Origin of the sequence: Sphingomonas sp. QA11, assembly GCF_028473665.1 — a bacterium.
Taxonomy (GTDB): domain Bacteria; phylum Pseudomonadota; class Alphaproteobacteria; order Sphingomonadales; family Sphingomonadaceae; genus Sphingomonas; species Sphingomonas phytovorans.
On record NZ_CP098774.1, the window covers coordinates 4858257 to 4882937 of the forward strand.

Consider the following 24681-nt stretch of genomic DNA (forward strand, 5'->3'; position numbering starts at 1 on the left):
TTAACCTCCCTCCCTACGACTCGTAAAGGAGAGGAAGACCATGGTGACGAACACGCAGCGGGGGCTCGCCGAGTTCCTGGGTACTTTCTGGCTCGTCTTCGGCGGCTGCGGCAGCGCGGTGCTGGCGGCGGGCTTTCCGGAAGTCGGCATCGGCTTTGCGGGCGTCGCGCTCGCCTTCGGCCTGACCGTGCTGACCATGGCCTATTCGATCGGCCATATCTCCGGCTGCCACCTCAACCCGGCGGTCACTGTCGGCCTGTGGGCGGGCGGGCGGTTCGCGGGCAAGGACATCCCGCTCTACGTCATCGCCCAGGTGCTCGGCGCGACGGTCGCCGCCTATCTGCTCTATTTCATCGCCAGCGGTGCGCCGGGCTTCACCCTGCCGCCCAACGGCCTTGCGGTGAACGGGCTCGAATCGCTGTCACCCGGTCATTATTCGCTGGCGGCCGGGCTGACGATCGAGGTCGTGCTGACTTTCTTCTTCCTGCTGGTGATCATGGGATCGACCGACACGCGAGCGCCGGCCGGCTTCGCGCCGATCGCGATCGGCCTCGCGCTCACCCTGATCCACCTGATCAGCATCCCGGTCACCAACACCTCGGTGAACCCGGCGCGCAGCACCGGACCGGCACTGGTGGTCGGCGGGCTGGCGCTTCAGCAGCTCTGGTGGTTCTGGGTCGCGCCGATCGTGGGCGGTGTGCTCGGCGGCCTTGTGTACAAGACGCTCGGCGCCGATGCGTCGAAGAAGCCGCCGATCGAGGGCGAGGCGCTCTGATCTGCTTATTCCCCTCCCGGAAGGGAGGGGAATATTACGCGGCCATCCCGGTTTTCGACCGGTCGGCGAAGCTCTTGCGGAGCTTCTTCAGCTTGGGCGGGATCACGGCCAGGCAATAGGGGTTCGACTGGCCTTCGCCTTCCCAATATTGCTGATGATAGTCCTCCGCCGGATACCATTCGGAAAGCGGCTCAATCGACGTCACGATCGGCGCGGGCCAGCCGGCCGAGGCGCGCGCGATCGCTGCCTGGGCCTCTTCGCGCTGGTCGGCCGAATGCGGGAAGATCGCCGAGCGATATTGCGTGCCGACGTCATTGCCCTGCCGGTTGAGCTGGGTCGGATCATGAGTCGCGAAGAACATGTCCAGGATATCGCCATAGCGCACCTGATCCGTGTCGAAGGTGATCCGGATCGCCTCGGCATGGCCGGTATCCCCGCCGCACACCTGCTTGTAGGTCGGGTTGGGCAGCGCCCCGCCGATATAGCCACTCTCGACCGTCTCGACGCCGATCACGTCCTTGAACACTGCCTCGGTGCACCAGAAACATCCGCCCGCCAGCGTCGCCACGTCGCTTGCCATCTCTCACTCCTGCCTTGAGCCGCCCAAGATAGGGTCGCGCGGGCGGGAGGCAATCGCCCCGGAGCCGGCTTACAGGCCGAAGCGCAGCGTGGCCCGGATGTCGCGGCCGGCGAGCGGCGCGAAATCCTTGAGGAAGCTCGCCGCACGCCGCGCATTCACATCGAAGATGTTGTTGGCGCTGATCGTCAGCGTGGTCTTGCTGGCCTTGCCGAACGGCGCGATCCCGACCGAGGCATTGACCATCGTATAGGCGTTGGTCGGGGTCTCGAACGCGGCGATCCGGTTCTGCCTGAACACGCGTTCGACCTCGATGCGGCCGTTGAGCCGGTCGCCCTGCGCCTCGACCCCGCCAAGCACGCGCATCGGCGGGATGCGCGGCAACGGACCCTGGTCGACGATCGAGGCATGGACATAGTCGCCCAGCGCATCGACATTGATCTTGTAGCCGCCGACCTTGGCGAGCAGCACCGACGCCTCCGCCTCGACGCCGTAATAGACCGCATCGGTCTGGATCGACTGGAAGCAGGGGAATTCGACGGTGCGCCCGCTCGGCGCGGCGGCAGCCTCGCAGACCGATTGCGCGACCTGGGTCTCGGCGATGTAGTTGGTGAAGCGGTTATAATAGGCCGACGCGTCGAAGCTGTAGCCATTGCCGTGCGCGTGCAGCGTCCCCTCCAGCCCCCAGCTCTTCTCGAGCCTGAAGTTGGGATTGCCCAGCTCATAGGCCTGGGTGCCGGCATGCGCGCCGTTGGCGAACAATTCCTCGGCTGAAGGAGCGCGCTCGGTGCGCGAGAAGTTCAGGCCGATCCGCACTGCATCGCTGATGCCGTAGGACGCACCGATCGATCCCGACAGTGCACCGAAATGCCGCTGCCCAGCGAAGAAGCGCTCGTCGCCCAGCGGCGTGCGCGCCGCGACGTCAGTCACTTCGTAGCGAAGCCCGCCCTCCGCCTTGAACGCGCCGAGATCGAGCTGCTGGAGGGTGAAGAAGCCGATCTGGTTGGTCTCGTTCTTGGGCAGGAAGGCCTCGTCGCCAACCACGTTGAACACCCGGTTGAAATATTGCACGCCCGACGCGCCGACCCAGGCGCCCCGCTTCGCCTGAACCAGCTCAAGCCGTGCCTCGGTGCCGTTATTATAGAAGGCGGTGCCGATCGCGCCGTCGGGCTCAAGCTCGAAATGGCGATAGGTCGCATGGCCCGCGCGGAGGCGGATCTTGTCGAGGAAGCCGCCGCCCGTATTCACCTCGGCGCGCAGGTCGAACCGGTTCTGCACGATGTCGAGCCGGGGCGCCTCCTGGCCCTGGTCGGGCAGGGTCGCGTAGCGGATCGGCACGCCGTACAGGCTGTCATAATGGCTGTACGATACGCCCAGGCTGCCGGTGTCGGTGATGATCGACGCGCCGACGCCCGCCGTCCAGGTTCGGGCGGCGGTATTGGGCAGCTTGCCGCGGATCGCCGCGTTGGCGGCATAGTCGATCGGGTCCTCGCCGGGTTCGGGCGCAGCCGGCGGCAGCTTGCTGGTGGCGATCGCCTCCTGGCGGCGCTGTTCGGTCAGGGCATAGCCACCGATGCGCAGGTCGTCGCTCTTCGACCAGGAACCGTCGGCATGGAGCACGAGATGCTCGCCGATCGCGACATCGCCCGCCATGCCGGCCGATCGCTCGTTCGCCGCCGAGCCATAGGTGGCGATGCCGTCGAGACGATAGCCCTTGGCAGGCACCGCGCGCGGAATGCGCGTGTCAATCACGTTGACGACGCCGCCCACCGCGGAGGAGCCGAACAGCAGGGCCGAGGGGCCGCGCAGAACCTCGATCCGCTCGGCCAGCAGCGGATCGATGATCACCGCATGGTCGACCGAGGTGTTGGACACGTCGATCGATCCGATCCCGTCGGTCAGCACGCGGACCCGCTCGCCCTGGAAGCCGCGCAGGATCGGGCGCGACGCGCTCGGCCCGAACGAGGTCGCCGAGACGCCGGGCTGCTTGGCCAGGGTTTCGCCGATCGTCGGCTTCAGGTCACGGGTAAGTTCCTCGCCGCTGACGACCGAGGTGCCGGAAAGGACGTCGGTTTCGCTCTGTCGGAAGGGCGCGGTGACGATCACGTCGGGGCCCTGGCCGGCCAGGGCGGAGGCGCTGTCCGACACGCTCACCGAAGGCGCGTCCTGCGCAAAAGCCGGCCCTGCGATCATCAGGGTGGTACCGGCGAGCAGGGCGATCTTCAGCGTCATGACATACTCCGACTGTGCGTTGTGCGGCGGAGTAGATAGGATGTTATAAAGTATCAAGGCAATTCATCGCTACGGACGCACGCTTCGCCGACGATGAGGATTGATACGGCGTTACGCCCGGTACGGCGTGACGGTGGCCGCCCGCTTCATCCGCGCCCAGGCACCCAGCGCCCACCAGGCGAGCGCCCACAGGATTCCGAAGCTCCAGCCGGCGATGACGTCGCTCGGCCAGTGGACGCCGAGATAGATCCGGCTGAAGCCGATCGCGCCGACCAGCAGCATGGCGACGGCCAGGATATAGCGGCGCGCGCGTGGTTCCTCGACGATCTGGGCCATCAGCAGCGCGATGGTGAGATAGATGATCGCGCTGTTCGCGGCGTGACCGCTCGGGAAGCTGGCCGAGGTCACTTGGACGAGATGATCGGTCACCTCCGGGCGAGCACGGCCGGTCAGGCTCTTGGCGATGGCGACCGCGACCGAGCCGCTGATCGTTCCGCCAAGCACCAGCCAGAAGGTCAGCCAGTGGCGCTGCACCGCCAGGAAGCCGGCGGCCATCGTCACCAGGATGACCAGCACCGTCTCCCCGCCGAGCGCGGTCACGTCGATCATCGTCTGCTTCAGCCAGGACGGGCCGATCGGGGCGCCGTGAATCGTGCCGTGGCGCATCGCGAGCAGGATGGTCCGGTCGAAGCCGAACTGGAACCCGCGATCGATCAGCGTGCCGATCAGGCCCAGGATCAGCACCGCGGCCGCCACCGCGCCGATGCCGATCAATCGCCAGGGCGGATGACGGATATCGTCGGGAACATGGCCTGCCGTGTCGGCGCCCCGGGCATGAAGGGGATCGTCGGGGAGGGGATCAGCGGACGTCACCCGACCCTTACTGGGCGCGTTCGGCCAGCCGATCAACCTGCGCGCGAACCACTGCCCCGGCTTTCCTGATCGAAAGCCCCTGCTCCATGCGCAGCCGCTGCCATGTCTCGAAGCTCAGCAGCAGGTCGATCGATTCGAAGGCGAGCATGTCGCTGGAAATCTCGTCGGGCAGGATCGATTTCAGCCTGGCCCGCATGAAGGCGAGCGTTCGGGCATGTTCAGCCTGGATCGCGGCCGATTCATGCCGGTGCGCATCGGCGGCACGCTTGAACGGCATCAGCTTTTCATAGGTGCTCAGCCGGCGGTCCATCGTCTCGGCGAGCTGTCCGCGCCAGTCGCTCGATTTATAGGGGACAAGCCACATCTCGTACTGGCGCGAGAGCCGTGCCGTCATCGCGGCATAGAGGCTCTCCATATCCTTGAAATGGCGGAAAACGCTGCGCAGGCCGACGGCGGCGCGGCCCGCCACCTGGTCGGCGCTGGGGGTGATCTGCCCTTCGGCGACAAGCGCGAGCATCGCCTCGACGATCTTGTCGCGGCTCGATTCCGATCGTCTTCTTCGCCCGTCGGCTGAACGCCCTTCGTCTTCGGCCATCAGTTCAATTTGCCCAGTAGATATAGGTCTCGCCCGGTTTCGGCCTGGTCCCGAGCGGCCGGTCGATGGCGATCGGCGACCGGATCAGCGACGGCCAGGCCGGCTTGACGCTTTCCTTATCATGCTTTGCCAGCAATGCCTGCAGTCGTGCGACGACGGCGGGTTGTTGCGCCGCGACGTCATGCTGTTCCGTCGGGTCGGCGCGCATGTCGAACAGCAACGCCTTGTGCGGCAGATCGAGCATCTGCAGCTTCCAGTCGCCCTCGCGCACCACCCGATAGGCGCCGTCGCGCCAGAACAGCGTCTGGTGCGGGGCGCCGGTCGCCTTGCCCTCGACAAAGGGCATCAGGTCGACGCCGTCGATCGCGCGGTCGGCCGGCATCGCGATCCCGGCTGCCTTGCCCGCGGTGGCGAAGATGTCGAAATGGCTCACCGGCCCGGCGATTCGCGTGCCTGCCCTGATCTGCGCGGGCCAGCGCATGAAGAACGGCACCTTCATCCCGCCTTCGAAGAAGGTGGCCTTCCAGCCGCGATAGGGCCGGTTGATGTCGGGCAGGCCGATATAATGCGCGCCGCCATTGTCGCTGGTGAAGATCACCAGCGTATTCTTGTCGAGGCCCTGCGCCTTCAGCTCGGCCGTCACCCGGCCGACCCCCCGATCGAGCGCGCGGATCATCGCGGCATAGACGCGGGTACGGTGGTCGGCGATCTGCGGCAGCGCGTCGTAATCCGCCTTTAGCGCCTGGAGCGGCGTGTGCGGCGCGTTATAGGCCAGGTACAGGAAGAAGGGCCGGTTGCGGTTCGCCCTGATCGTGTCGATCGCCTGGTCGGTCAGGTAATCGGTCATGTAGCGGCTCGGCCGGAACGGCGCGCTGCCGTTATACTGGACGCTGAACGGGAGGTTCGCCCAGATATATTTGTCGATCGGGTCGAAATCCTGCTTCGAATTGGCGGCGTTCGGATCAGTTTCCGGCAGGAACATCTGCGCGCCGATGATGAAGCCGAGGCTTTCGTCGAAACCCTTGTCCTCGGGCCGCATGCCCTTCGCACCGCCAAGGTGCCATTTGCCGAGATGGAGCGTGTGATACCCCTTGCCGCGCATCAGCTGGGCAATGGTCAGCTCCGATCGCGGCATGCCCTTGTCGTCGGCCGGCGGATCGTTCCGCGCGGCCTCCTCGTCGAAGATGGTGCGGTGCTCCCAGCTCGTCGGGAAGCCGGCGATGGTGCGCGCGAAGCGGGTGTCGGTCGGCGTGAATTCAAAGCCGAAGCGGGTCGGATAGCGCCCGGTCATCAGCGCGGCGCGCGACGGCGCGCAGGTGGCGTTGCCGGCATAGCCGTCGGCGAAGCTGACCCCGTCCCGCCCGAGCGCGTCGATATGAGGCGTCTTGAGAAGGCCGCCCGCCACCCCGCCGCCGTTGAAGCTGATGTCGTTATAGCCGAGATCGTCAGCGACGATCAGGACGATATTGGGCGGGCGCTTGTCGGCCGGTACCCGCGGCGTATCCGGCCCCTTCTGCCAGGCGACCGGCCGGTTGGGATAGACGTGCGGCGACAGCCAGCCAGCGAGGTGGAGCAGCACGTAATCCTTGGCCAGGTAGCCGCCGACAAGGAGCAGCGCGACCGTTCCAAGCAGGATCTTCAGCCAGGTCTTCATGCGCGGGCTCCTCAGCGCCGGTTGGAGAGGATGCGGCGTCCCGCAAGCAGGATCGCGATCATCGCCGCCTCGGCGATCATCGGTTCGAAGGCGGTGGGCGACGCCCCGTCGATCGCGATGGCGACGCAGCGCCCGAACAGCGCGATGGCGAGCAGGAGCAGCGGCACGCTCAGCGGCTCGGGCCGTCCGCGCCACGCCCCGAGCAGCGCGAACGTCCCGCCGGTCACGAAGAAGGCGGTGAAGTCGGCCCGCATCGTCGCGAGCCCCTGGATGCTCGCGGGCAGCAGGAAGAATCTGGCGCCCAGCCTTGCCGGGGCGGCCAGGAAGGCGAGCCCGATGGCCAGGTTGAACAGCCCGACCAGTGCGATCGCGGCGCGAATCATGGTGCGCATGCCTGCCTCTCCCTTGTTTCCCGGCATCGTATCAGCACTCGGGGCCTTTGCAACATTTCGGCATTGATAATGCCATTATCCCGGCGCATCATCATCGACAGGAGAGAGGCCGATGCGAGCAGCTTCGAAAAAAGGGCTGGGAAAATGGGCGCTGGCGGGAGTCGTCCTGGCGGCGGTCGCGTTCGGCGGAGTGACTCTGTTCCAGCGGCAGATCGGCACGGCGATGCTCGACCGCGCGGTCAAGCATCGCGTCGGCCGCGATGCCACCGCCGGGCTTCCCGACGGGTTGCATGTCGCGCTGTGCGGCACCGGCTCGCCGCTGCCCGATCCGACGCGTGCTGGGCCGTGCACCGTGGTGATCGCCGGCAAGCGGGTCTTCCTGGTCGATGCAGGCGGGGGCGGCGCTAGGAACATCGTCCAGATGGGCATCCCGCCGGGCCGGATCGAGGCGCTGTTCCTCACTCATTTCCATTCGGACCATATCGACGGGCTAGGCCCGGTGATGCTGCTGCGCTGGTCGGGCCGCGCCTCGCCCACGCCGCTGCCCATCCATGGTCCGTCGGGGGTCGACAGCATCGTCGCCGGCTTCGACGCGGCGTACGGGCTCGATACCGGTTACCGCGTCGCGCATCACGGCGCCAGGATCCTGCCGCCTTCCGGTGCCGGCGGGACGGCGCTGCCCTTCGCGCTGCCGCCGCGCGGGCAGGGCGACAGTGTCGTGCTGATCGACGATGGCGGGGTGAGGGTGACGGCGTTCCGCGTCGATCACCGGCCGGTCGAGCCCGCGGTCGGCTATCGCTTCGACTATAAGGGCCGCTCGGTTGTGCTGAGCGGCGACACGGCACCGACCCCGACGGTGGCCGCGGCGGCGAAAGGCGCCGATGTGCTGGTCCATGAGGCGCTCCAGCCGAAGCTCGTCGCCTTGCTGACCAGGGGACTCGAGGCGCGGGGCCAGGCGAACATGGCGCAGGTCACGCGCGACATCATCGGCTATCACTCGACGCCGGAACAGGCGGCGCAGGTCGCGAAGGCGGCGGGCGTACGCTATCTGATGCTCAACCATATCGTCCCGCCGATGCCGATCCGCTTCGCCTACCCCGCGTTTCTCGGCGATGCGCATTCCTATTATGACGGGCCGATCACGGTCGGGGAGGACGGCATGATGCTCAGCATGCCGTCGGGCGGGCAGGCAGTGATCCTCAAGCGGCTGATCGACCGGTGAGGCGCGCCATCACCCTGCTCTGGGCTGCTCCCCTGCTCTGCACCGTCGCGCTTGTCTCGGGTGCCGGCGCGGCGGAGCGGAAGCGGCCCAATATCGTCATCCTGCTCGCCGACGATTGGGGCTTCAGCGATGTCGGCAGTTTCGGCAGCGAAATCCATACGCCCAATATCGACGCGCTTGCGAAGATCGGCGTCCGCTTCTCCAACTTCCATGTCGCCGGCACCTGCTCGCCCACGCGCGCGATGTTGCAGACAGGCGTCAGCAACCACCGCGCCGGCCTCGGCAACATGCCCGAGACGATCCCGCCCGAACATGTCGGCAAGCCCGGCTACGACACGGTGCTCAACGACCGGGTCGTCACGCTGGCCACCCTGTTCCGAGACGGCGGCTATCGCACCTATCTGACCGGCAAATGGCATCTCGGCCGGACGCCGGACAAGCTGCCCACCGCGCGCGGCTATGACCACGCCTTCTCGCTTGCCGATGCCGGCGCCGACAATTTCGAGCAGCGCCCGATCGAGGGACTCTACGACACCGCCGACTGGACCGAGGATGGCAAGCCGGCGATCCTCCCGAAGGATTATTATTCCTCGCGCTTCGTCGTCGAGAAGATGATCGACTATATCGAGCGCGGTCGATCGAGCGGGCGGCCCTTCTTCGCGTCGATCAACTTCCTCGCCAACCACATCCCGGTGCAGGCGCCCGACGCCTATATCGCGCGCTATCGCACCGCCTATGATGGCGGCTGGACCGCGCTGCGCACCGCGCGGCGGGACAGGGCGGCGGCATTGGGTATCATCCCCGCCGGCACGCCGATGGTCACCATGGCCAGCACCCGCGACTGGAACGCCCTTCCCCCTGCCGAGCGGGCGGCGCGGGCGCGCGCGATGGCTGCCTATGGCGGCATGGCCGAGGCGGCCGATGCCGAGATCGGGCGGCTGGTCGCGCATCTCAAGGCGACTGGCGACTATGCCGATACCGTCTTCGTCTTCCTGTCGGACAATGGCGCCGAGCCGATCGATCCGATGGCAAACATCCTCAGCGCGCTCAACAGCCGGCTTCATTACGATCTGGCACCCGAGTCGCAGGGACGGCGCGGCTCGTTCACGTCGATCGGCCCGGGCTGGGCGAGCGCCGCCGCCTCGCCGCTGCGGGGCTATAAATTCTCCGCCGGGGAAGGGGGGCTGCGCGTGCCGCTGATCCTGGCATGGCCGGGCAACCCCGCGCTCAAGGCGGGAACGATCGCCGGACGCTTTGCCTATGTGACGGATATCGCCCCGACCTTGCTGGCCCTCGCCGGGGTTCCCGGACAGAAGGGCAGCTATCGCGGCAAACCGGTCGAGCCGATGATGGGGGCGAACCTCTGGCCGGTGCTGACCGGTGCGGCGGACAGCGTTCATCCAGCCGACCAGGCGATCGGCTATGAGCTGGCCGGCAACGCGGCGGTGTTCCGCGGCGATTACAAGCTGGTGAAGAACCTGCCGCCCACCGGCACGGGCGAATGGCACCTCTACGACATCGCCCGCGATCCCGGCGAGACGCGCGATCTTGCCGGGGCGATGCCTGCCCTCTTCACGGCGCTGCAGGCCGATTATGCCGCCTTCGCCAGGCGCGACCAAGTGCTGCCGATGCCGGCCGGCTATACCGCCGAGGTGCAGATCAACCGGAGCGGTTTCAACAAGAGCGTTCGGCCGAAGCTGCTCAGGGCACTGGCGGCGCTGCTGGCACTTGGTGCGCTCGTGACCGGGGCGGTGTGGTGGCGGCGGATGGCGCGTCGGACCTGACCGGCCAGGTCCCGCCCTGCCGGGCTTCTCAGTTCACATAATCCTCGTCGTCTTCATCGGTGTTGCGTTGCTTCGCGCGGACGAAATCATCCTCGAAATCTTCCTTCAGGCCGGTGAAGTCAGCGACGGTCTGATCCATCCGGATGAAATGATGCCGCATGTTGTTCGGCATCTGATCGTAGATATCGCCGGGAATGGAGAAGCGCGTGCCCTCGACGAGCAGCGTGTGCGCTTCCGAGCCGTCGATATCGTCGTCGCCGGTGCCTTCAAGCTTCCCGAGAGCATCCACGAAATCACAGAATGACTGGTTCGCGGAGAATGGCGGCTTGTTCGCCAGATCCTGCATCACATCGAGCTTCTTGTGGAAACCCTTGATCGCCTTGATGGCGTAGTCCTGGGCGTTCTGGACATGCTTGAGATAGGTGCTGGTCGAGGCGGTGTGGCCTGAGAGGTGGAGCTTGGTCTGCTCCATGAATCCACCGCCGCCGCTGGAGAAAAGATGATCGCCGCCGGGGAAGTTGAGTCCGAACTGGCCGCCGTTCAGCGCGATTGGCTGATAGCCCTGATTGCTCATGGTCTGGCTGGCGAAATATTCGCCCATGGTTCCCTGGAAGGACTTTTCCGACCAGTTCCGGATCTCGCGCTCCTCGCCGTCCCGGTATTTGATCTTGTCCAGGCCGGCATTGTCGCGCGCCGTCGTCGTCATATGGACTTCGAATTCGTCACGATTGTCGAACTGGTAGTCCTCGTCCTCTTCCTCCATGTCGGAATTAACGTCATCCTCGGTGATCCTGAGCGGTACTCCGTCCTGGCGCCGTCGGTATTCAGCGAAGATCAGGTCTCCGTCGCCGGGTTGAAGCATATAGCCTTCGGGTTCCTCGCCCAGATGGATCGCGTTGACGAGTGCGAAGAGTTCGTCGTCGCCGAGCGTGGTGACATCCACCACGCCGCCTTCCTCGTCGAGCAGGCGCTGGACCGGCGTGGTGCCGGGCCCGTCGATCGCACTGAGCTGGGCCGGCTCCTCTTCAGTCTCTTGCGGGGCGGTCGCGAGCGCCTGCGCGCCCATCACATCGGCTTCCCGCTCGAGCCCCGTATCGTCGTTGATCGGAACGCCCGAGGCGAGCTGCGTCGTCGCCTGCACCCGGCCCTGGGCCTGCTGCGCGACATGCCATGCCTCGTGCGGGAGGTTGTGCGCCTGGCCCGGGGCGAGATGGATGTCGGTGCCCTGGGCATAGGCATGGGCGTTGAGCTGCGCCGGCTCCGCCGAATTATAGTGCACCCTCACCTGGTCCATCGACACGCCCGACAGGGCCTCGACCCCCGACTTGAGCCGGTCGGGCAGGCCGGTGCGGTTGGGCTTGCGTTGCAGGATGGCCTTGAGCTGAGTCAGCTGGGCATGACGCGGTCCGGCGATGGCGTTGCCCGCCGGTGCCGGGCGGGCCGATCCGGCCGGGGTCCGGTAGCTGCTATGGCCGCCCATCGCCTTCTCCCCGCTGCACTCGATCCGCCACTCTGCAGTCAATCAAACTGTGCGTGGAGCGTCAATCGACGAAGGCGCCATTAGTGGCGCGGTTCAGCGCCGCGCGAGACCCTTCCGCTCCATCCGCCATTTGAGCTGGTCGAACCGGTCCTGCCCGAAGAACGGCTCGCCTTCGAACACCATGAGGGGCACGCCATAATGGCCCCCGACGCGCTGCGCGGCCTGGTTGGCCTCTACCACAGCGACATGATGGCCGGGGTCCGCCGCGATCGCCGCATCCATCTCCGCCAGGTCGAGCCCGGCGCGACCGGCTGCCTCCGCCAGATGGTCGCCGAGATGCCAGTCGGGCACCGCGCCGCCCCAGATCAGCCGGCTGACCTCGTCGAGAAAGGCAAGGCCGCGTCCGCGCTCGGCCGCCGCCACGCCGAGATGAGTCAGCCGGTGGATATGGGGCTGCTCCTTTGGATAGGTGCGCGTCGCCATGTCCATCTTCACCGGATCAGGCGATGCCCAGCGGAAGGGCAGGCCGACGAATTCGGCGCTCCGGCCGATGTCGCGCAGGAAATAGCTCACCCAGAGCGGATCGTTGCTGGTGAAGAAATCGGGCTGCCGCACCGCGATCGGATAGACCGGGCGAACATTGGCCGTGACGTCATGATCCCGCTCCAGCTCGACCAGCCTCGGTGTCACCAGATAGGAATAGGGCGAGCGGAACGACCAGTAGAGATCATAGGTGAGGGTCATCCGCCGATCGCCTTGGTGCGGATGTTGAGCTGGCCAGCGAGCCCGGCGATGCGGTGCTTCTCGATCGCCTGATAGGCCGGGGAGGATACCATCGCCATCATCGCCGCGCGCGACGGATATTCGGCGAGCGCGACCATGTCCCACAGCTCGTCGATCTCGCCCAGCATCAGTTCGGTGACGTCACCGGCATAGAGCGATCGCGCGCCGACCGAGGCGAGGCAGGCCTGCACCGCCTTGCCGTAGCGGCGATAGGCGTCGCGGCCGCTCAATTCAGGCTCGGAGCCGTCGGCATATTTGGCACGGTCCCGGAACTTGAGCAGGTTGATCATGACGAATGGTCCGTCCTCCGGAGCGCCGAAAAAGGCGGCTGCCTGTTCGGGTGCGGGGAAGACGACATTGGTGACGTTCATGCCGCGATCTCCGCCGGCCGTTGCCGGATGAAGGTGTCGATCAGCGCGCACAGTGCCTCGGGCTTGTCTTCCTGCAGGAAATGCCCGGCGTCCTTGACGATCAGGTGCGCCTGCCCGCGCGCGCCCGGGATGCGGTCGATGAACGCCTTCTCGCCACCGCGCGTCACCGCGTCATTGTCGGCAAAGGCGGTCAGTACCGGTTTCTCGAAGCGTTCGAGCACAGCCCAGGCGGCCCGGTTCTCAGCGACCGACGCGTGTTCCGGGGTGATCGGTACAAGGGTCGGGAACTGCCGCGCGCCCTCCTTATAGCTTTCGTCGGGAAAGGGCGCGTCATAAGCGGCGATCTCGGCCGGGGTGAGCTCGCGCGTGGTGCCGCCATTGACGATGAAACCGACCGGGAATTGCGGCACATTCTGGCTGAAGGCGAGCCAGGCATCGAACCCGGCCGACGATCCGGTGCCGACCGGCAATCCGGTATTGGCGATCACCAGCCGCGCGAAGCGGTCGGGGAAGGCGGCGACCAGCCTCAGGCCGATCAGCCCGCCCCAATCCTGGCAGAACAGGGTGATGTCGGTCAGGCCAAGCGCGGTCAGCCAGTCGCTCATCCAGGCGACATGGCGTTCATAGCTATAGTCGGTGCGCTCGGCCGGCTTGTCGGATCTGCCGAAGCCGACCAGGTCAGGCGCGACGATGCGATAGCCACGGGCGACCAGCGCCGGCACGAACTTGCGGTAGAGATACGACCAGCTCGGCTCGCCATGCATCAGCAGCACGACCGGCGCCTCGGGATGACCCTCGTCGAGATAATGGATGCGAAGTGCCGTGCCGTCGGCATCGGTGACGGTCAGGTAATGCGGCTCGAACGCATAGTCCGCCAGCCCTTCGAACCGCTCGTCCGGAGTCCTGAGCACCTGCATCATCACTCTCCCGCCGTATATATTGGCAGTGAGAGTGTCATATCATCCCGGCTGGGTCAATGTCGCGGCGGCACCGGACGGTCGGCGACGAGGCGCACGCCGATATGGTCGGTACCGAGCCCGCGTTCCTGGAACTGGCGCGCGGCGGGGCGGTAGCGCGCGCAGTAATTGCTCGCGCAGAGATAGGATCCGCCTTTGATGACATGCATGTCGCCCTGCGGCCCACCGGGGTCGCTGGTCCATTCCCAGACATTGCCGATCATGTCGTACAGCCCGAACGCATTGGGCTTGAAGCACCCAACGGGCGCCCGGCCCCTGTATCCGTCGAGCCCAAGGTCGCGTTGCGGGAACACGCCCTGATAATAATTGGCCTGGGGGCGCCCTTCGCCGTCGACCGGCTCGGGCAGTGCCTTCTGCCCGGCACGGGCGGCATATTCCCATTCTGCCTCGGTCGGCAGTCTCTTGCCTGCCCAGCGCGCATAAGCCTCGGCATCCTCGAACGCGATCTGGACGACGGGCTCATGATCACGCCCGGCGATCGACTCGGCCGGCCCCGACGGGTGCCGCCACTGCGCCCCGACCGACCAGCGCCACCAGCGGGGATCGCCCTGGCCCGGCACGCTGAACACGGCTGATCCCGGCAGGCGCATCTCGGGTGGCGAGCCCGGCATCACGGGCGGGACGCGCTCGGCCATGGTCTTGTAGCCGGTCGCTTTGACGAAGGCGGCGAATTCGGCGTTGGTCAGCTCATGGGTGTCGATCCAGAAAGGTTTGACGCTGACGGTGCGCGGGGGCCCTTCCTCGCGGTAGAGCGGATCGTCCCCCATGGTGAAGCTGCCGCCGGGGATCGCGACCATCGGTGTCGTTGAGAGATCGGCACAGGTCGATGCGGGCTGTTTCGAGGTGCAGGCGGTCGTGGCCAGCAATGGCGCCGATATCGCCGAGAGCAACAGCCATCTCCATTTGCCTGTAACCTTCCCCGGCGAAGGCCGGGGCCCAGTTGGGGGGGGCTTGGAACGGTCGCCTCGCCTGTTTCCTTCTACTTCCCAACTGGACCCCGGCCTCCGCCGGGGAAGAAGAAAGATGCACATCATCATCGGGGCCCAAGCTCGCATGCTTCGGCGATGGCGGCATAGATCAGGTCCAGGTCCGAATCCTCGATGCAATAAGGCGGCATGACATAGACGGTGTTGCCGAGCGGGCGAAGCAGCAGGTCCTTGTCGCGGAACAGCGCTGACAGGCGCGGGCCGAGAGTCGACAGATAATCGCTGGTCCCGTCGGCGATCTCGATCGCGGTGACCGTGCCGAGCTGTCGCGCGTTGCGCACCGCCGGCAAGGAGGCGAGCTTGGCCAGCCGGCTCCGCTGGCGGGCGGCCAGGCCGGCGATCCGCTCGAGCACCGGCTCCTCGCGCCAGATGGCGAGATTCGCGTTGGCCGCGGCACAGGCGATCGGGTTGGCGGTGTAGCTGGATGAATGGAAAAACATTCGCGCCCGGTCGGTGGACAGGTGCGCCGCGTAGATCGGTTCGGTCGCCATCGTCACCGCCAGCGGCACCGCGCCGCCGGTGAGTCCCTTCGACAGGCACAGGATATCGGGGACGATATCGGCCTGTTCGCAGGCGAGCAGCGTCCCGGTGCGACCCCAGCCGGTCATCACCTCGTCGGCGATGAACAGCACGCCGTGCCGGGCGCAGATCGCGCGCATCTCGGCCAGTACCCAGGCGGGATAGATGAGCATCCCGCCCGCGCCGAGGAGCAGTGGCTCGACGATCAGCGCCGCCGGCCTGGCGCGGCAGGCGGCTTCCAGGTCGTCCAGCATGTCCTGTTCGCGCCCGCTGGCGGGGAAGGGCAGCGTGCCGACATCGAACAGCAGGGGCGCATAGGCCTGGTTGAACACGCCGCGCGCGCCGATCGACATCGCGCCGATCGTGTCGCCATGATAGCTGTGTTCCATCACCAGGATGCGATGCCGGGGCTCGCCGCGATTGGCCCAGAAGCCGAGTGCCATCTTCAGCGCTACCTCGACGCTGGTCGATCCCGAATCCGAGAAGAAGATGCGGGTGAGTTCGGCCGGCATCATCGCCCTCAGCCCCTGCGCCAGCGTTTCGGCCGGTTCATGAGTCCAGCCGGCGAAGATGATCTGGTCGAGCTTGCCCGCCTGTTCGGCGATCGCCGCCATGATGCGCGGGTTGCGGTGGCCGTGAGTCGTCACCCACCAGGAGGAGATGGCGTCGATGATCCGCCGTCCGTCAGCGGTGTAGAGCGCGGCGCCCTCATTATGGGTGACGAGCGGGATCGGCTCGCCCAGGCCGTGCTGGGTGAAAGGATGCCAGATCGCCGAGCCGCTCACCGGAAATCCGCCGGATCGAAGTGCGCAGCGAACGCGGCCGCGAGCGTGTCGGCGGCGAGTGGCGCCAGGCGCGGCAACCGGCCGAGCCGCCTTACCCCGCCGATCCGGGCGATGGTTGCCTCGCTATGCTCCACCGCGTCGCCGGTAAAGGCGATGCCCAGGATCGGCACGCCGCGCGCGCGCAGCGCCTCGATCGACAACAGGCTGTGATTGATTGTGCCCAGCGCGGTGCGCGCGACCAGCACCACGGGCAACGCCCAGCGCGCGAACAGATCGGCGAAGACCAGGTCGCCGACCACCGGCACCAGCACGCCGCCGGCGCCCTCGATCACCAGCGGTCCGCCGATTGATGGTGGTGTCAACCGCTCGGGATCGATCGTCACGCCGTCGATCGCGGCCGCGCGATCGGGCGAGCAGGGAGTGGCAAACCGATAGGCCTCGGGGAGAATCCGCCCGGGTTCCAACCCACCCAGCCGCGCGACGATCGACGAATCGCCGCCTTCCTCAAGCCCGGCCTGGACCGGTTTCCAATAGGAGGCGCCCAGCGCGCCCGCGAGCGCGGCGGCGAAGACCGTCTTGCCGACATCGGTATCGGTGCCGGTGACCACGATGCGCGGGGCGATCATTTGAGCGCCTCCGCAATGGCGTCGGCCAGCGCCTCCACATCGTCCAGGGTCAGATTGAGCGTCAGCGAGATGCGCAGTCGCGACGTGCCCGCCGGGACGGTCGGCGGTCGGATGCCCCGCACGTCGAAGCCCGCTGCCTGCAGGGCCGCGGCGACCCGCATCGTCCGCGCTTCGTCGCCCAGCACCAGCGGCAGGATCTGCGATCCGGTCGGCGCGACGCCGCAGCGCGCCAGCGCCCGTTCGGCGGCGGCAACCAGTTGCCACAGGGCAGCGCGATGCTCCGGCTCATCGACCAGGATGCGCAGGCTCTCGCGCAGGGCGCTTGCCATCAGCGGCGATGGCGCGGTGGAGAAGATGAAGCCGCGCCCGCGATTGATCAGGAAGTCGCGCATCACCTGCGGACCACAGACCAAAGCTCCTTCGCACCCAAGCGCCTTGCCGCAGGTGTGCAGGGTGACGACATTCTCGTGTCCGTCGAGCCCTGACGCGAGGCCGCGTCCGTCATCGCCGAACACGCCGGTGGCGTGCGCCTCGTCGATCAGCAGCATCGCATCGTGCCGCGCAGCCACCGTCGCCAGCGCGTCGAGCGGTGCCCGGTCGCCGTCCATGCTGTACAGGCTCTCGACCGCGATCCATGGCCGGCCTGTGCCGCCACCGCGCCGCCACCGCGCGATCCTGTCCTCGAACGCGTCGGCGTCATTGTGCGCGGCGGAAACGCAGTCGGCGCGACCGAGCCGCATTCCTTCATGCGCGCTCGCGTGGATCAGGGCGTCGTGGACGACGATGTCGCCGCGTTGCGGCAGCGTCGAGAACAATGCCGCATTGGCGCTGTAGCCGCTTGAGAAGAACAAGGTCGCCTCAGACCCGAAGAAGGTCGCGGCCTCTGCCTCCAGCGCCTCATGCTCTTCGTGATTGCCGCGCAGCAGCCGCGATCCGCCCGATCCTGTCGGCACCCCGCGCGCGATCGCCGCCGTGACGGCGGCGGCGATCCTCGGGGCCGATGCCAGGGCGAGATAGTCGTTTGACGACACGTCGGTGCCACGGCGCGGCGCCAGCACCCGCAGGCGATCCTGCGCGGCGAGCTGGACGAGATCGGCGCGGTAGGGAGTGAGTAGCGACATGACGCGGCCTCTAACCGCATCGTATCGCCATGACGATATGTTATGCGGGCGGAGCGCGCTTGTGCGGGAGGACAAGCGAGGGCAGGGGCGTGCCATGGTCAGCCCTTTCCCCGGCCGCGGCTTCGCCGCCTTCCTGTTCGACATGGACGGGACGATCCTGAGTTCCATCGCGGCGGCCGAGCGGGTCTGGGCGTCCTGGGCCCTGCGTCACGGGCTGGACGTGGCGGCCTTCCTGCCGACGATCCACGGAAGACGCAGCGTGGAAACGGTCCGCCGGCTCGCGCTGCCCGGCGTCGATCCCGAGGCCGAGGCGGCCGCGATCACGCTGGCCGAGATCGAGGATGTCGCGGGCGTGGCCCCGATCCCCGGCGCACCCGCTTTCCTTGCGGCGCTACCCGCCGGTCGCTGGGCGATCGTCACCTCCGCGCCGCGTGCCCTCGCGTTGCGGCGGCTGGAAGCCGCCGGCTTGCCTGTGCCGGAGGTGATGATCACCGGCGAGGATGTCGAGCATGGCAAGCCAGCTCCCGACTGCTTCCTGCTGGCGGCCGAACGTCTCGGCGTATCGGCCGGAGACTGCCTTGTGTTCGAAGACGCAGCGGCCGGCATCGCGGCCGCCGAAGCGGCTGGTTGCGCCGTGGTGGTGATCACCGCCACCCATGGGTATCCGCTCGCCACGCGTCATTTCGGCGCACCCGGCTATGAAGCGCTCTCGGTCTCTCCTGGTGCGGCCGGATCGCTGGCACTCGACGCGCGATAGCGAACGGCTGCCGCGCCTGAACGCGGCATCGGCACAACGGGTACGCGATCGGGATATCGATTGGGCGTCATGCGTTTTTCGCGTCCATCCACAGCGCAGGAGCAGCATCATGCCTCGCGGAGACAAGGACGCCTATACCGACAAGCAGAAGCGCAAGGCGGAACATATCGAGGAAAGCTACGAGGATCGCGGCGTGCCGAAGGACGAGGCCGAGCGCCGGGCCTGGGCGACGGTGAACAAGGAATCGGGCGGCGGCAACAAATCCGGCTCGGGACGGGGCAAGCCCGACACGCATGTATCCTCGTCGCGTGGTGGCCTGGCAAACAAGTCGGGCTCGGCCGAACAGCGCTCGGCGGCGGCGCGCAAGGGCTGGGTCACCCGGCGCAGGAACGCGGCTGCCTGACGTTTCGCCGATTCGATCGTGGCGCTATGAGGGGGCGTGACCAGCATCCGCCGATCCCTGACACTGCCGGTCCTGGGCATGGGGCTGACCTGCACCGTGTCAGCGGGTTCCCGGGCGGCGGAGATCCAGCCGCCGGCCTGGCCTGACACGCTGCTCGCCCGTGCCGGCGCGCTTGCGCTGTTGCAGTCACTCAATGCTGAACTGCTCAGCCATGACAGCGCGACGCTTACGCTGGACGGCTGGTGCGCGCGCCGCCGGCTGGCACCGACGGGCAGCAGGGTCGCCGCGGAGCGGGTCGCCGGGCAGGGCAAGCCGGCGACGCCTGACCTACGCGCCGCGCTTCAGGTCGGGGCGGAGGAGCCGATCCGTTATCGCCATGTCAGGCTGCGCTGTGGCGACCATGTCCTGTCGGAGGCGGATAACTGGTACGTCCCGTCGCGGCTCACGCCGGAGATGAACGCAGTGCTGGACACCACCGACACCGCTTTCGGCCGCGCCGTCCAGGCGCTGCATTTCCGCCGGCAGACCATCAGCGCGACCCTGCTCTGGTCGCCGCTGCCGGACGGGTGGGATGTCATGCCGAAGGAACGGAAGAAGACCGTCGGACGAAAGCTCGCCATTCCGGCGGCGGTGATCGAGCATCGTGCCGTGTTGCGCCTGCCCGACGGCACGCCGTTCAGTCAGGTGGTGGAAACCTATCGCGGCGACGTGCTCGGTGCGCCGCCACCGGGATTCGCGCGTCGATGACCTAGCGGGCGCGGCTGCGAGGGATCGTCCCGCCGCCGCGCACGTTCACGCTTCCGGGCTGGCGATCGGTCCGTGACCACAACGAACTCAAGCTCTTCAGGAAACCCCATGCTTCAGGCTGAGCCAGTCCTCGATCACCATGATCTCATCCTGCGGCCCGATCCGTCGCGTACGGTCGTCCGGCCTTTCGAGCTGGAATATCCGGGCAGATTCAAGGTCGAGGGGCATCCGCGCGCTCAGGCGATCGTCGATCGCATCCTGACGCTCGATGACAGTGCGCTGGAGAGCGAGCTGAAACTGCTCACCCAGTCGCTCGACGAACGGCACCGCGACGTGGACGACATGCTGCGCCGCCGCTTCGACGAGATCGCCAGCCTCCTGCCCGGACGGACAGCGGTCAACGACGCGCAGCGCCGCCTGGTCGGCGCCTATTTCAGCGAGGAATTCTCCTTCGAAGCCGCGGCGTTGTTCAACCCGAGCGCGGTGCCGGCGCCGGATCAGTCGGGTGTGCCGGAGGGTGGGGTACGCTTCATCCTTTCGCTTCGCGGTATCGGGGAAGGCCATGTCTCCTCGGTGACCTTTCGAACCGGCATCTGGATCCCGGGAGGTGAGATCACGGTCGATCCCGCCAGTCGGGTGGCCGTGGCGCCGACCATCCTTGTCGGAAAGGACGACGCGATCGCCGAGCTGAAGCTCGATTGCGGCGGAACGCGGGAGATATCGGAAGCAGTGCTGTTTCCGATGCTGCCGAGCCAGCATCAGGGCATCGAGGATCTGCGCCTGGTACGCTTCACCGACGACGACGGCAGCGTCACCTATCACGGCACCTACACCGCTTTCAGCGGTGCCGCGGCACGGCCCGAGTTGCTCTCGGGCACCGATTTCCGCAGCTTCCGCATGCGCGCGTTCACCGGCGACGCGGCGGGCGCCAAGGGCATGGCCCTGTTCCCGCGCCGCATCGGCGGGCGCTATGCCATGCTCGGGCGGCAGGACAGCGAGAGTATCTGGCTTCACCTGTCGGATGATATCCTGCGCTGGGAAGGCGGCGGCAGGATCGTCTCCCCGCGCTATCCGTGGGAATTCGTCCAGATGGGCAATTGCGGATCGCCGATCGAGATCGACGAGGGCTGGCTTGTGTTCACCCACGGCGTCGGCACGGTGCGCAATTACTGCATCGGTGCGTGCCTGCTCGACAAGGCCGACCCCTCCAGATTGCTGGCGCGCACGCCCGAGCCGATCCTCACCCCGAGCCCGGACGAGCGCGACGGCTATGTGCCCAACGTGGTCTATAGCTGCGGCGCGATGATCGAGGGACGGAACGTGATGATCCCCTATGGCGTGGCCGACAATTTCGCCGCGTTCGCCACGACGACGGTCGACCGGCTGCTACGCTGCATGGAATAGACGGCTGAGGAGGGGCGACCTTCAAACTGGCCCGTCGGCGACCCGGGATGATGGTTCGCGCAGAGGCGCAGAGGCGCTGAAGACGCTGAGAAGCTCCGGCAGCGGCTCGGGCGGTTTGCAATGAAAAGCACGTGCCCTCGCGGCATGCAATCCTGTGCGGGCAATGCCTATTGCGATTGACTTGCATTATAATCTCTCGACTGCTAGCCGCCCGGTAACAGCCCGCGGCATGGTGACCGGCGGGCAGGGGGAAATCATGTCGTTTCGGTCCGTTTCTTCGATGTCTGTCGTCGCGCTCGCGTGCGCCGTGCCGGTTGCGGCAACAGCGCAGCAGGCCGCCGCCGTATCGACCGACGACCGGGCGGATGCGGCAGGCGATATCACCGTGACCGCGGCACGCACGATCCTGCCGCCCAATGCGCTGCCGCTCACGATCGACCTGATCGACAAGGCGACGCTCGACCAGCAGATCGCGATCTCCGGATCGATCACCGATGCGGTGGCGAACCTGACGCCATCCTTCTCGCCCACCCGGCAGAAATTGTCGGGTGCCGGCGAGACGCTGCGCGGGCGGTCGCCGCTCTATGCGATCAACGGCATCCCGCAATCGACGCCGCTGCGCGACGGCAGTCGCGACGGCTTCACCATCGACGGCTTCTTCGTCGATCGAGTCGAGCTGATCTACGGGTCCAATGCGCTCCAGGGGGTCGGCGGCACCGGCGGCATCGTCAACCAGGTGACGGTGGGGGCGCCGCGCGCGGAAGGGTTCAGCGGGCGGACCCTGCTCCAGGCCAATGCGGACAACGGCTTCAGCAAGGACGGGATCGGCGGCAAGGTGGCCGGCCTCGTCCAATACAAGGCCGGACGGTTCGATGCGACGGTGGGCGCCGCTTACGAGAAGCGCGGCGTCTTCTATGACGGTGACGGGCGCCGGGTCGGCCTGAACCTGACCCAGGGCGAATCGCAGGATTCGAGGACGCTCTCGCTGTTCGCGCGGCTCGGCTACAAGGTCGGGGAGACCGGCCGGATCGACCTCATCGCGAGCCGTTTCGAACTGAAGGGCGATGGCGATTATGTCGCGGTCCCGGGAAACCGGGTCACCGGCCTGCCGACCAGCGCGATGCGCGGCGACCCGCCTGGTGTTGCCGCCGCCAGCCGCACCGAGAGCATCGCGCTTTCCTACACCGACACGTCGCTTTGGGGCGGCAATTTCGTCAGCCAGATCTTCTTCAACCGCAGCCGCGACACCTTTGGCGGAGAGATCGCGCCGATCCTGACCTTCCAGGATCCGAAGATCGACCCGACTTTCAAGCTGTTCGACCAGTCGCAGAACCGGTCGCGCAAGATCGGCGGGAAGATCAGCTATGAGCGCGCCATTCCGGGCATCGAGGCGCTGACGACGACGGTCGGGTTCGATTTCCTGACGGATTCGACCGAGCAGCGGCTGATCGCGACGAATCGAGTCTGGGTGCCGCCCAGCGATTTCCGCAGCCTCGCGCCGTTCGGGCAGGCCAATCTCAAGCTGTTCGACGGCGTGCTGCGCCTGGCTGGGGGCGCGCGCTGGGAGAATGTGCAGATCAAGGTCGACGATTATCACACCCTCGCCTCGACCACGTATGACGGTTCGAGGGTCGCAACCTATGGCGGCGTCGCGGTGTCCGGCGGCAAGCCGCGCTTCAGCGATCTCCTGATCAACGGCGGCGTGGTCGTCGAGCCGCTGAAGGGCATCCGTGCCTATGTGAGCTATGCGCAGGGTTTCACCGTCCCTGACATCGGCCGGATCACCCGAGCGGTGAACAAGCCCAACCAGGATATCGACCACTATGTCGACATCCAGCCGATCATCTCGAACAATCGCGAGATCGGCGTCGAAGTGAAGCGTGGCCCGCTCGATGCCTCCGCCACCTATTTCTGGTCGTCGAGCGACAAGGGTCAGCTGCTCATCGCCAGTCCCGGCGGTATCTTCGACGTCCAGCGGCAACGGGTGGAGATCCAGGGACTTGAGATCAATCTCGGCGTGCAGCTGCCGATCGACGGGCTGCGCGTGTCGGCGGGCTATGCGCATATCGAAGGCCGCTACGACGCCAGCCCCATACCCGACGGCATCGTCGATACCGATCTGGACGGCACCAACATCTCGCCCGACCGGCTCAACCTCGCGGCCAATTACGCCACCGGCCCCTTGTCGATGCGTGTCCAGACCCAATTCTATCTGTCGCGCACCTTCCAAGGGCTGAAGCGCGTTCCGGACAATGATTTCGGCGGTTACACGCTGACCGATGCCTATGTCCGTTACCAGACGGGGATCGGGGGCATAACGCTCAGCGTGTCGAATCTCTTCAACCGGCAATATATCGACTACAGCAGCGACACGCGGCTTCCCACCGATCCGCTCAGCTTTTTCGCGGGGCGCGGACGCTCGTTCACGCTCGGGTGGGATACGCGCTTCTGATGAGGTGGCTCGACCTGATCCATCGCTGGACCGGCGGCGTCATCGGGCTTGTGCTGGCGATCATGGGCCTGACCGGCGCGATCCTGGTCCATAAGGAAAGCTGGATCGCGCTGCCGCATGCCGGCGACGCGCGGATCGGCGATCCGGCGGCGGTCGGCGCGGCGACCGAGAAGCTGATGACCGCGAACCCCGGGGCGCAGGGCATCGTCTATGCCGGCGACCGGTTCGGCCTTGACCAGCTGCGCCTGCCCAAGGGCGCGGGTGCCTATGCCGATCAGGCGGGCAACATCGTCACGCGCTGGTCGAGCCAGTGGGAGCGGCCCGAACTGTGGATTTTCGACCTGCACCATCATCTGTTCAGCGGTGATGTGGGCGAGACGATCATCGGCGTGGCCGGGCTGGCGGCGATCCTCTTCGTGGTAACGGGGACGGTCCTGTGGTGGCGAACCCGCCGGACCTTCAAATTCCGCCCGTGGCCGAAGCGGTTGAGCAGGCCGGCGATCGTGATGCAGCATCGCGATCTCGGAATCGTCATGGCGCCTCTGCTGCTGTTGTCGGCGGTGACCGGGACGATGATGGTGTTCAGGCCCTTCGCCAATCTCGTGCTGATCCCGTTCGGGTCGGGCGAGGCGCTTGCCGCCGCGATGGCGCCGCCCAGGGTGAAGAGCGGCCTCTTGTCGGCGACGCCGGACTGGCGCGGGATGATCAGCGTGGCGCACCGGCGCTTCCCCGATGCGCAGATCCGCATCCTTTCCCTGCCGCGCAAGCCGGGCGACGCGATCCTGATCCGGATGAAGCGTTCGGGCGAGTGGCTGCCCAACGGACGCTCGACCCTGTGGTTCGATGCGGCGGACGGGCATGTGCTGGCGGCGACCGATGCGCTGGCGATGCCGCAAGTCGCGCAGGTCTTCAACGGTGCCTATCCGCTGCACGCGGCCAAGGTGGGCGGACTTGCCTATCGCCTGTTGCTGACGGTATGCGGGCTCGCGCTCGCCATGCTGGGCAGCCTGACGGTGTGGACCTTCTGGTTCAGGCGACCGCGCCGGAAGCCCATGACCCATCACGCCGCAGCGCGTTCCGGATAGGCACTGCTATGATCGGTGCTGCCCGGCCTGGACGAAGAGATCGGAAAGGTCGGAGGCCGGGCGTGCCCGGCCCCCGGAAAG

The 24681-nt window shown here is 66.8% G+C and carries 23 protein-coding genes; 9 read left to right on the plus strand and 14 right to left on the minus strand.

Features of this window, described 5'->3' with window-relative positions; all coding sequences use genetic code 11:
• Window positions 1-40: 40 nt before the first annotated feature.
• Window positions 41-775 (plus strand): aquaporin Z, encoded by a 735-nt coding sequence (aqpZ, locus tag NDN01_RS22485; protein ID WP_272624281.1) that lies wholly within the window; start codon window positions 41-43, stop codon window positions 773-775.
• A gap of 34 nt (window positions 776-809) precedes the next feature.
• On the opposite strand, the gene msrA is transcribed toward aqpZ, so the two are convergent.
• The 6 genes from msrA to NDN01_RS22515 form a co-directional block, all read right to left on the minus strand.
• On the minus strand, window positions 810-1355 hold the full coding sequence (gene msrA / locus NDN01_RS22490) for a peptide-methionine (S)-S-oxide reductase MsrA (protein WP_272624283.1): 546 nt from the start codon (window positions 1353-1355) through the stop codon (window positions 810-812).
• Window positions 1356-1424: 69 nt separating this feature from the next.
• The gene (locus NDN01_RS22495; protein ID WP_272624285.1) at window positions 1425-3584 is read right to left on the minus strand and encodes a TonB-dependent receptor; all 2160 of its coding nucleotides are present in this window, start codon (window positions 3582-3584) and stop codon (window positions 1425-1427) included.
• Between the two features lie 111 nt (window positions 3585-3695).
• Window positions 3696-4457, minus strand: a complete 762-nt coding sequence (locus NDN01_RS22500) for a phosphatase PAP2 family protein (protein WP_272624287.1) — start codon at window positions 4455-4457, stop codon at window positions 3696-3698.
• A gap of 7 nt (window positions 4458-4464) precedes the next feature.
• Window positions 4465-5052 carry a TetR/AcrR family transcriptional regulator gene (locus NDN01_RS22505; RefSeq protein WP_272624288.1) on the minus strand — a complete coding sequence of 196 codons (588 nt, stop codon included), beginning with the start codon at window positions 5050-5052 and terminating at the stop codon, window positions 4465-4467.
• Between the two features lie 4 nt (window positions 5053-5056).
• A complete protein-coding gene (locus NDN01_RS22510) occupies window positions 5057-6706 on the minus strand; it encodes a sulfatase-like hydrolase/transferase (RefSeq protein WP_272624290.1) in 1650 nt (549 codons plus the stop codon).
• Window positions 6707-6717: 11 nt separating this feature from the next.
• Window positions 6718-7098, minus strand: coding sequence for a hypothetical protein (locus tag NDN01_RS22515; protein ID WP_272624292.1), 381 nt, complete (start codon window positions 7096-7098; stop codon window positions 6718-6720).
• Between the two features lie 112 nt (window positions 7099-7210).
• On the opposite strand from NDN01_RS22515, the gene NDN01_RS22520 reads away from it, so the two are divergent.
• Window positions 7211-8320 carry an MBL fold metallo-hydrolase gene (locus NDN01_RS22520; RefSeq protein WP_272624294.1) on the plus strand — a complete coding sequence of 370 codons (1110 nt, stop codon included), beginning with the start codon at window positions 7211-7213 and terminating at the stop codon, window positions 8318-8320.
• The gene (locus NDN01_RS22525; protein WP_272624296.1) at window positions 8317-10104 is read left to right on the plus strand and encodes an arylsulfatase; all 1788 of its coding nucleotides are present in this window, start codon (window positions 8317-8319) and stop codon (window positions 10102-10104) included. The genes NDN01_RS22520 and NDN01_RS22525 overlap by 4 nt, the downstream gene beginning before the upstream one ends.
• Window positions 10105-10132: 28 nt before the next feature.
• On the opposite strand, the gene NDN01_RS22530 is transcribed toward NDN01_RS22525, so the two are convergent.
• The 8 genes from NDN01_RS22530 to NDN01_RS22565 form a co-directional block, all read right to left on the minus strand.
• Window positions 10133-11584 carry an eCIS core domain-containing protein gene (locus tag NDN01_RS22530; RefSeq protein ID WP_272624299.1) on the minus strand — a complete coding sequence of 484 codons (1452 nt, stop codon included), beginning with the start codon at window positions 11582-11584 and terminating at the stop codon, window positions 10133-10135.
• Window positions 11585-11677: 93 nt separating this feature from the next.
• Window positions 11678-12328: a 2-hydroxychromene-2-carboxylate isomerase gene (locus NDN01_RS22535; protein WP_272624301.1), complete on the minus strand. Its 651-nt coding sequence runs from the start codon at window positions 12326-12328 to the stop codon at window positions 11678-11680.
• A complete protein-coding gene (locus tag NDN01_RS22540; protein WP_272624303.1) occupies window positions 12325-12738 on the minus strand; it encodes a DUF1330 domain-containing protein in 414 nt (137 codons plus the stop codon). The genes NDN01_RS22535 and NDN01_RS22540 overlap by 4 nt, the downstream gene beginning before the upstream one ends.
• Window positions 12735-13658, minus strand: coding sequence for a haloalkane dehalogenase (locus tag NDN01_RS22545; RefSeq protein ID WP_336298317.1), 924 nt, complete (start codon window positions 13656-13658; stop codon window positions 12735-12737). The genes NDN01_RS22540 and NDN01_RS22545 overlap by 4 nt, the downstream gene beginning before the upstream one ends.
• A gap of 53 nt (window positions 13659-13711) precedes the next feature.
• Window positions 13712-14512 (minus strand): formylglycine-generating enzyme family protein, encoded by an 801-nt coding sequence (locus NDN01_RS22550; RefSeq protein ID WP_443025264.1) that lies wholly within the window; start codon window positions 14510-14512, stop codon window positions 13712-13714.
• Between the two features lie 236 nt (window positions 14513-14748).
• Window positions 14749-16005, minus strand: a complete 1257-nt coding sequence (locus NDN01_RS22555; RefSeq protein WP_272624305.1) for an adenosylmethionine--8-amino-7-oxononanoate transaminase — start codon at window positions 16003-16005, stop codon at window positions 14749-14751.
• On the minus strand, window positions 16002-16628 hold the full coding sequence (gene bioD / locus NDN01_RS22560) for a dethiobiotin synthase (RefSeq protein WP_443025265.1): 627 nt from the start codon (window positions 16626-16628) through the stop codon (window positions 16002-16004). The genes NDN01_RS22555 and bioD overlap by 4 nt, the downstream gene beginning before the upstream one ends.
• Window positions 16628-17752 carry an 8-amino-7-oxononanoate synthase gene (locus NDN01_RS22565; RefSeq protein WP_272624307.1) on the minus strand — a complete coding sequence of 375 codons (1125 nt, stop codon included), beginning with the start codon at window positions 17750-17752 and terminating at the stop codon, window positions 16628-16630. The genes bioD and NDN01_RS22565 overlap by 1 nt, the downstream gene beginning before the upstream one ends.
• A 94-nt stretch (window positions 17753-17846) precedes the next feature.
• Here NDN01_RS22565 and NDN01_RS22570 point away from each other — a divergent pair, with 94 nt between their 5' ends.
• The 6 genes from NDN01_RS22570 to NDN01_RS22595 all read left to right on the plus strand — a co-directional run bounded on the left by NDN01_RS22570 (window position 17847) and on the right by NDN01_RS22595 (window position 24600).
• Window positions 17847-18509, plus strand: coding sequence for an HAD-IA family hydrolase (locus tag NDN01_RS22570; RefSeq protein WP_272624308.1), 663 nt, complete (start codon window positions 17847-17849; stop codon window positions 18507-18509).
• A 109-nt stretch (window positions 18510-18618) separates the two neighbouring features.
• The gene (locus NDN01_RS22575) at window positions 18619-18912 is read left to right on the plus strand and encodes a plasmid stabilization protein (protein WP_272624309.1); all 294 of its coding nucleotides are present in this window, start codon (window positions 18619-18621) and stop codon (window positions 18910-18912) included.
• 36 nt (window positions 18913-18948) lie between these two features.
• Window positions 18949-19659, plus strand: coding sequence for a hypothetical protein (locus NDN01_RS22580; protein ID WP_272624310.1), 711 nt, complete (start codon window positions 18949-18951; stop codon window positions 19657-19659).
• A gap of 108 nt (window positions 19660-19767) precedes the next feature.
• Complete coding sequence (locus tag NDN01_RS22585) at window positions 19768-21063, plus strand: glycoside hydrolase family 130 protein (RefSeq protein ID WP_272624311.1); 1296 nt, start codon at window positions 19768-19770, stop codon at window positions 21061-21063.
• A gap of 280 nt (window positions 21064-21343) precedes the next feature.
• On the plus strand, window positions 21344-23515 hold the full coding sequence (locus NDN01_RS22590; RefSeq protein WP_272624313.1) for a TonB-dependent receptor: 2172 nt from the start codon (window positions 21344-21346) through the stop codon (window positions 23513-23515).
• A complete protein-coding gene (locus tag NDN01_RS22595) occupies window positions 23515-24600 on the plus strand; it encodes a PepSY-associated TM helix domain-containing protein (RefSeq protein WP_272624314.1) in 1086 nt (361 codons plus the stop codon). Before NDN01_RS22590 ends, NDN01_RS22595 begins: the two co-directional genes overlap by 1 nt.
• Window positions 24601-24681 lie beyond the last annotated feature (81 nt).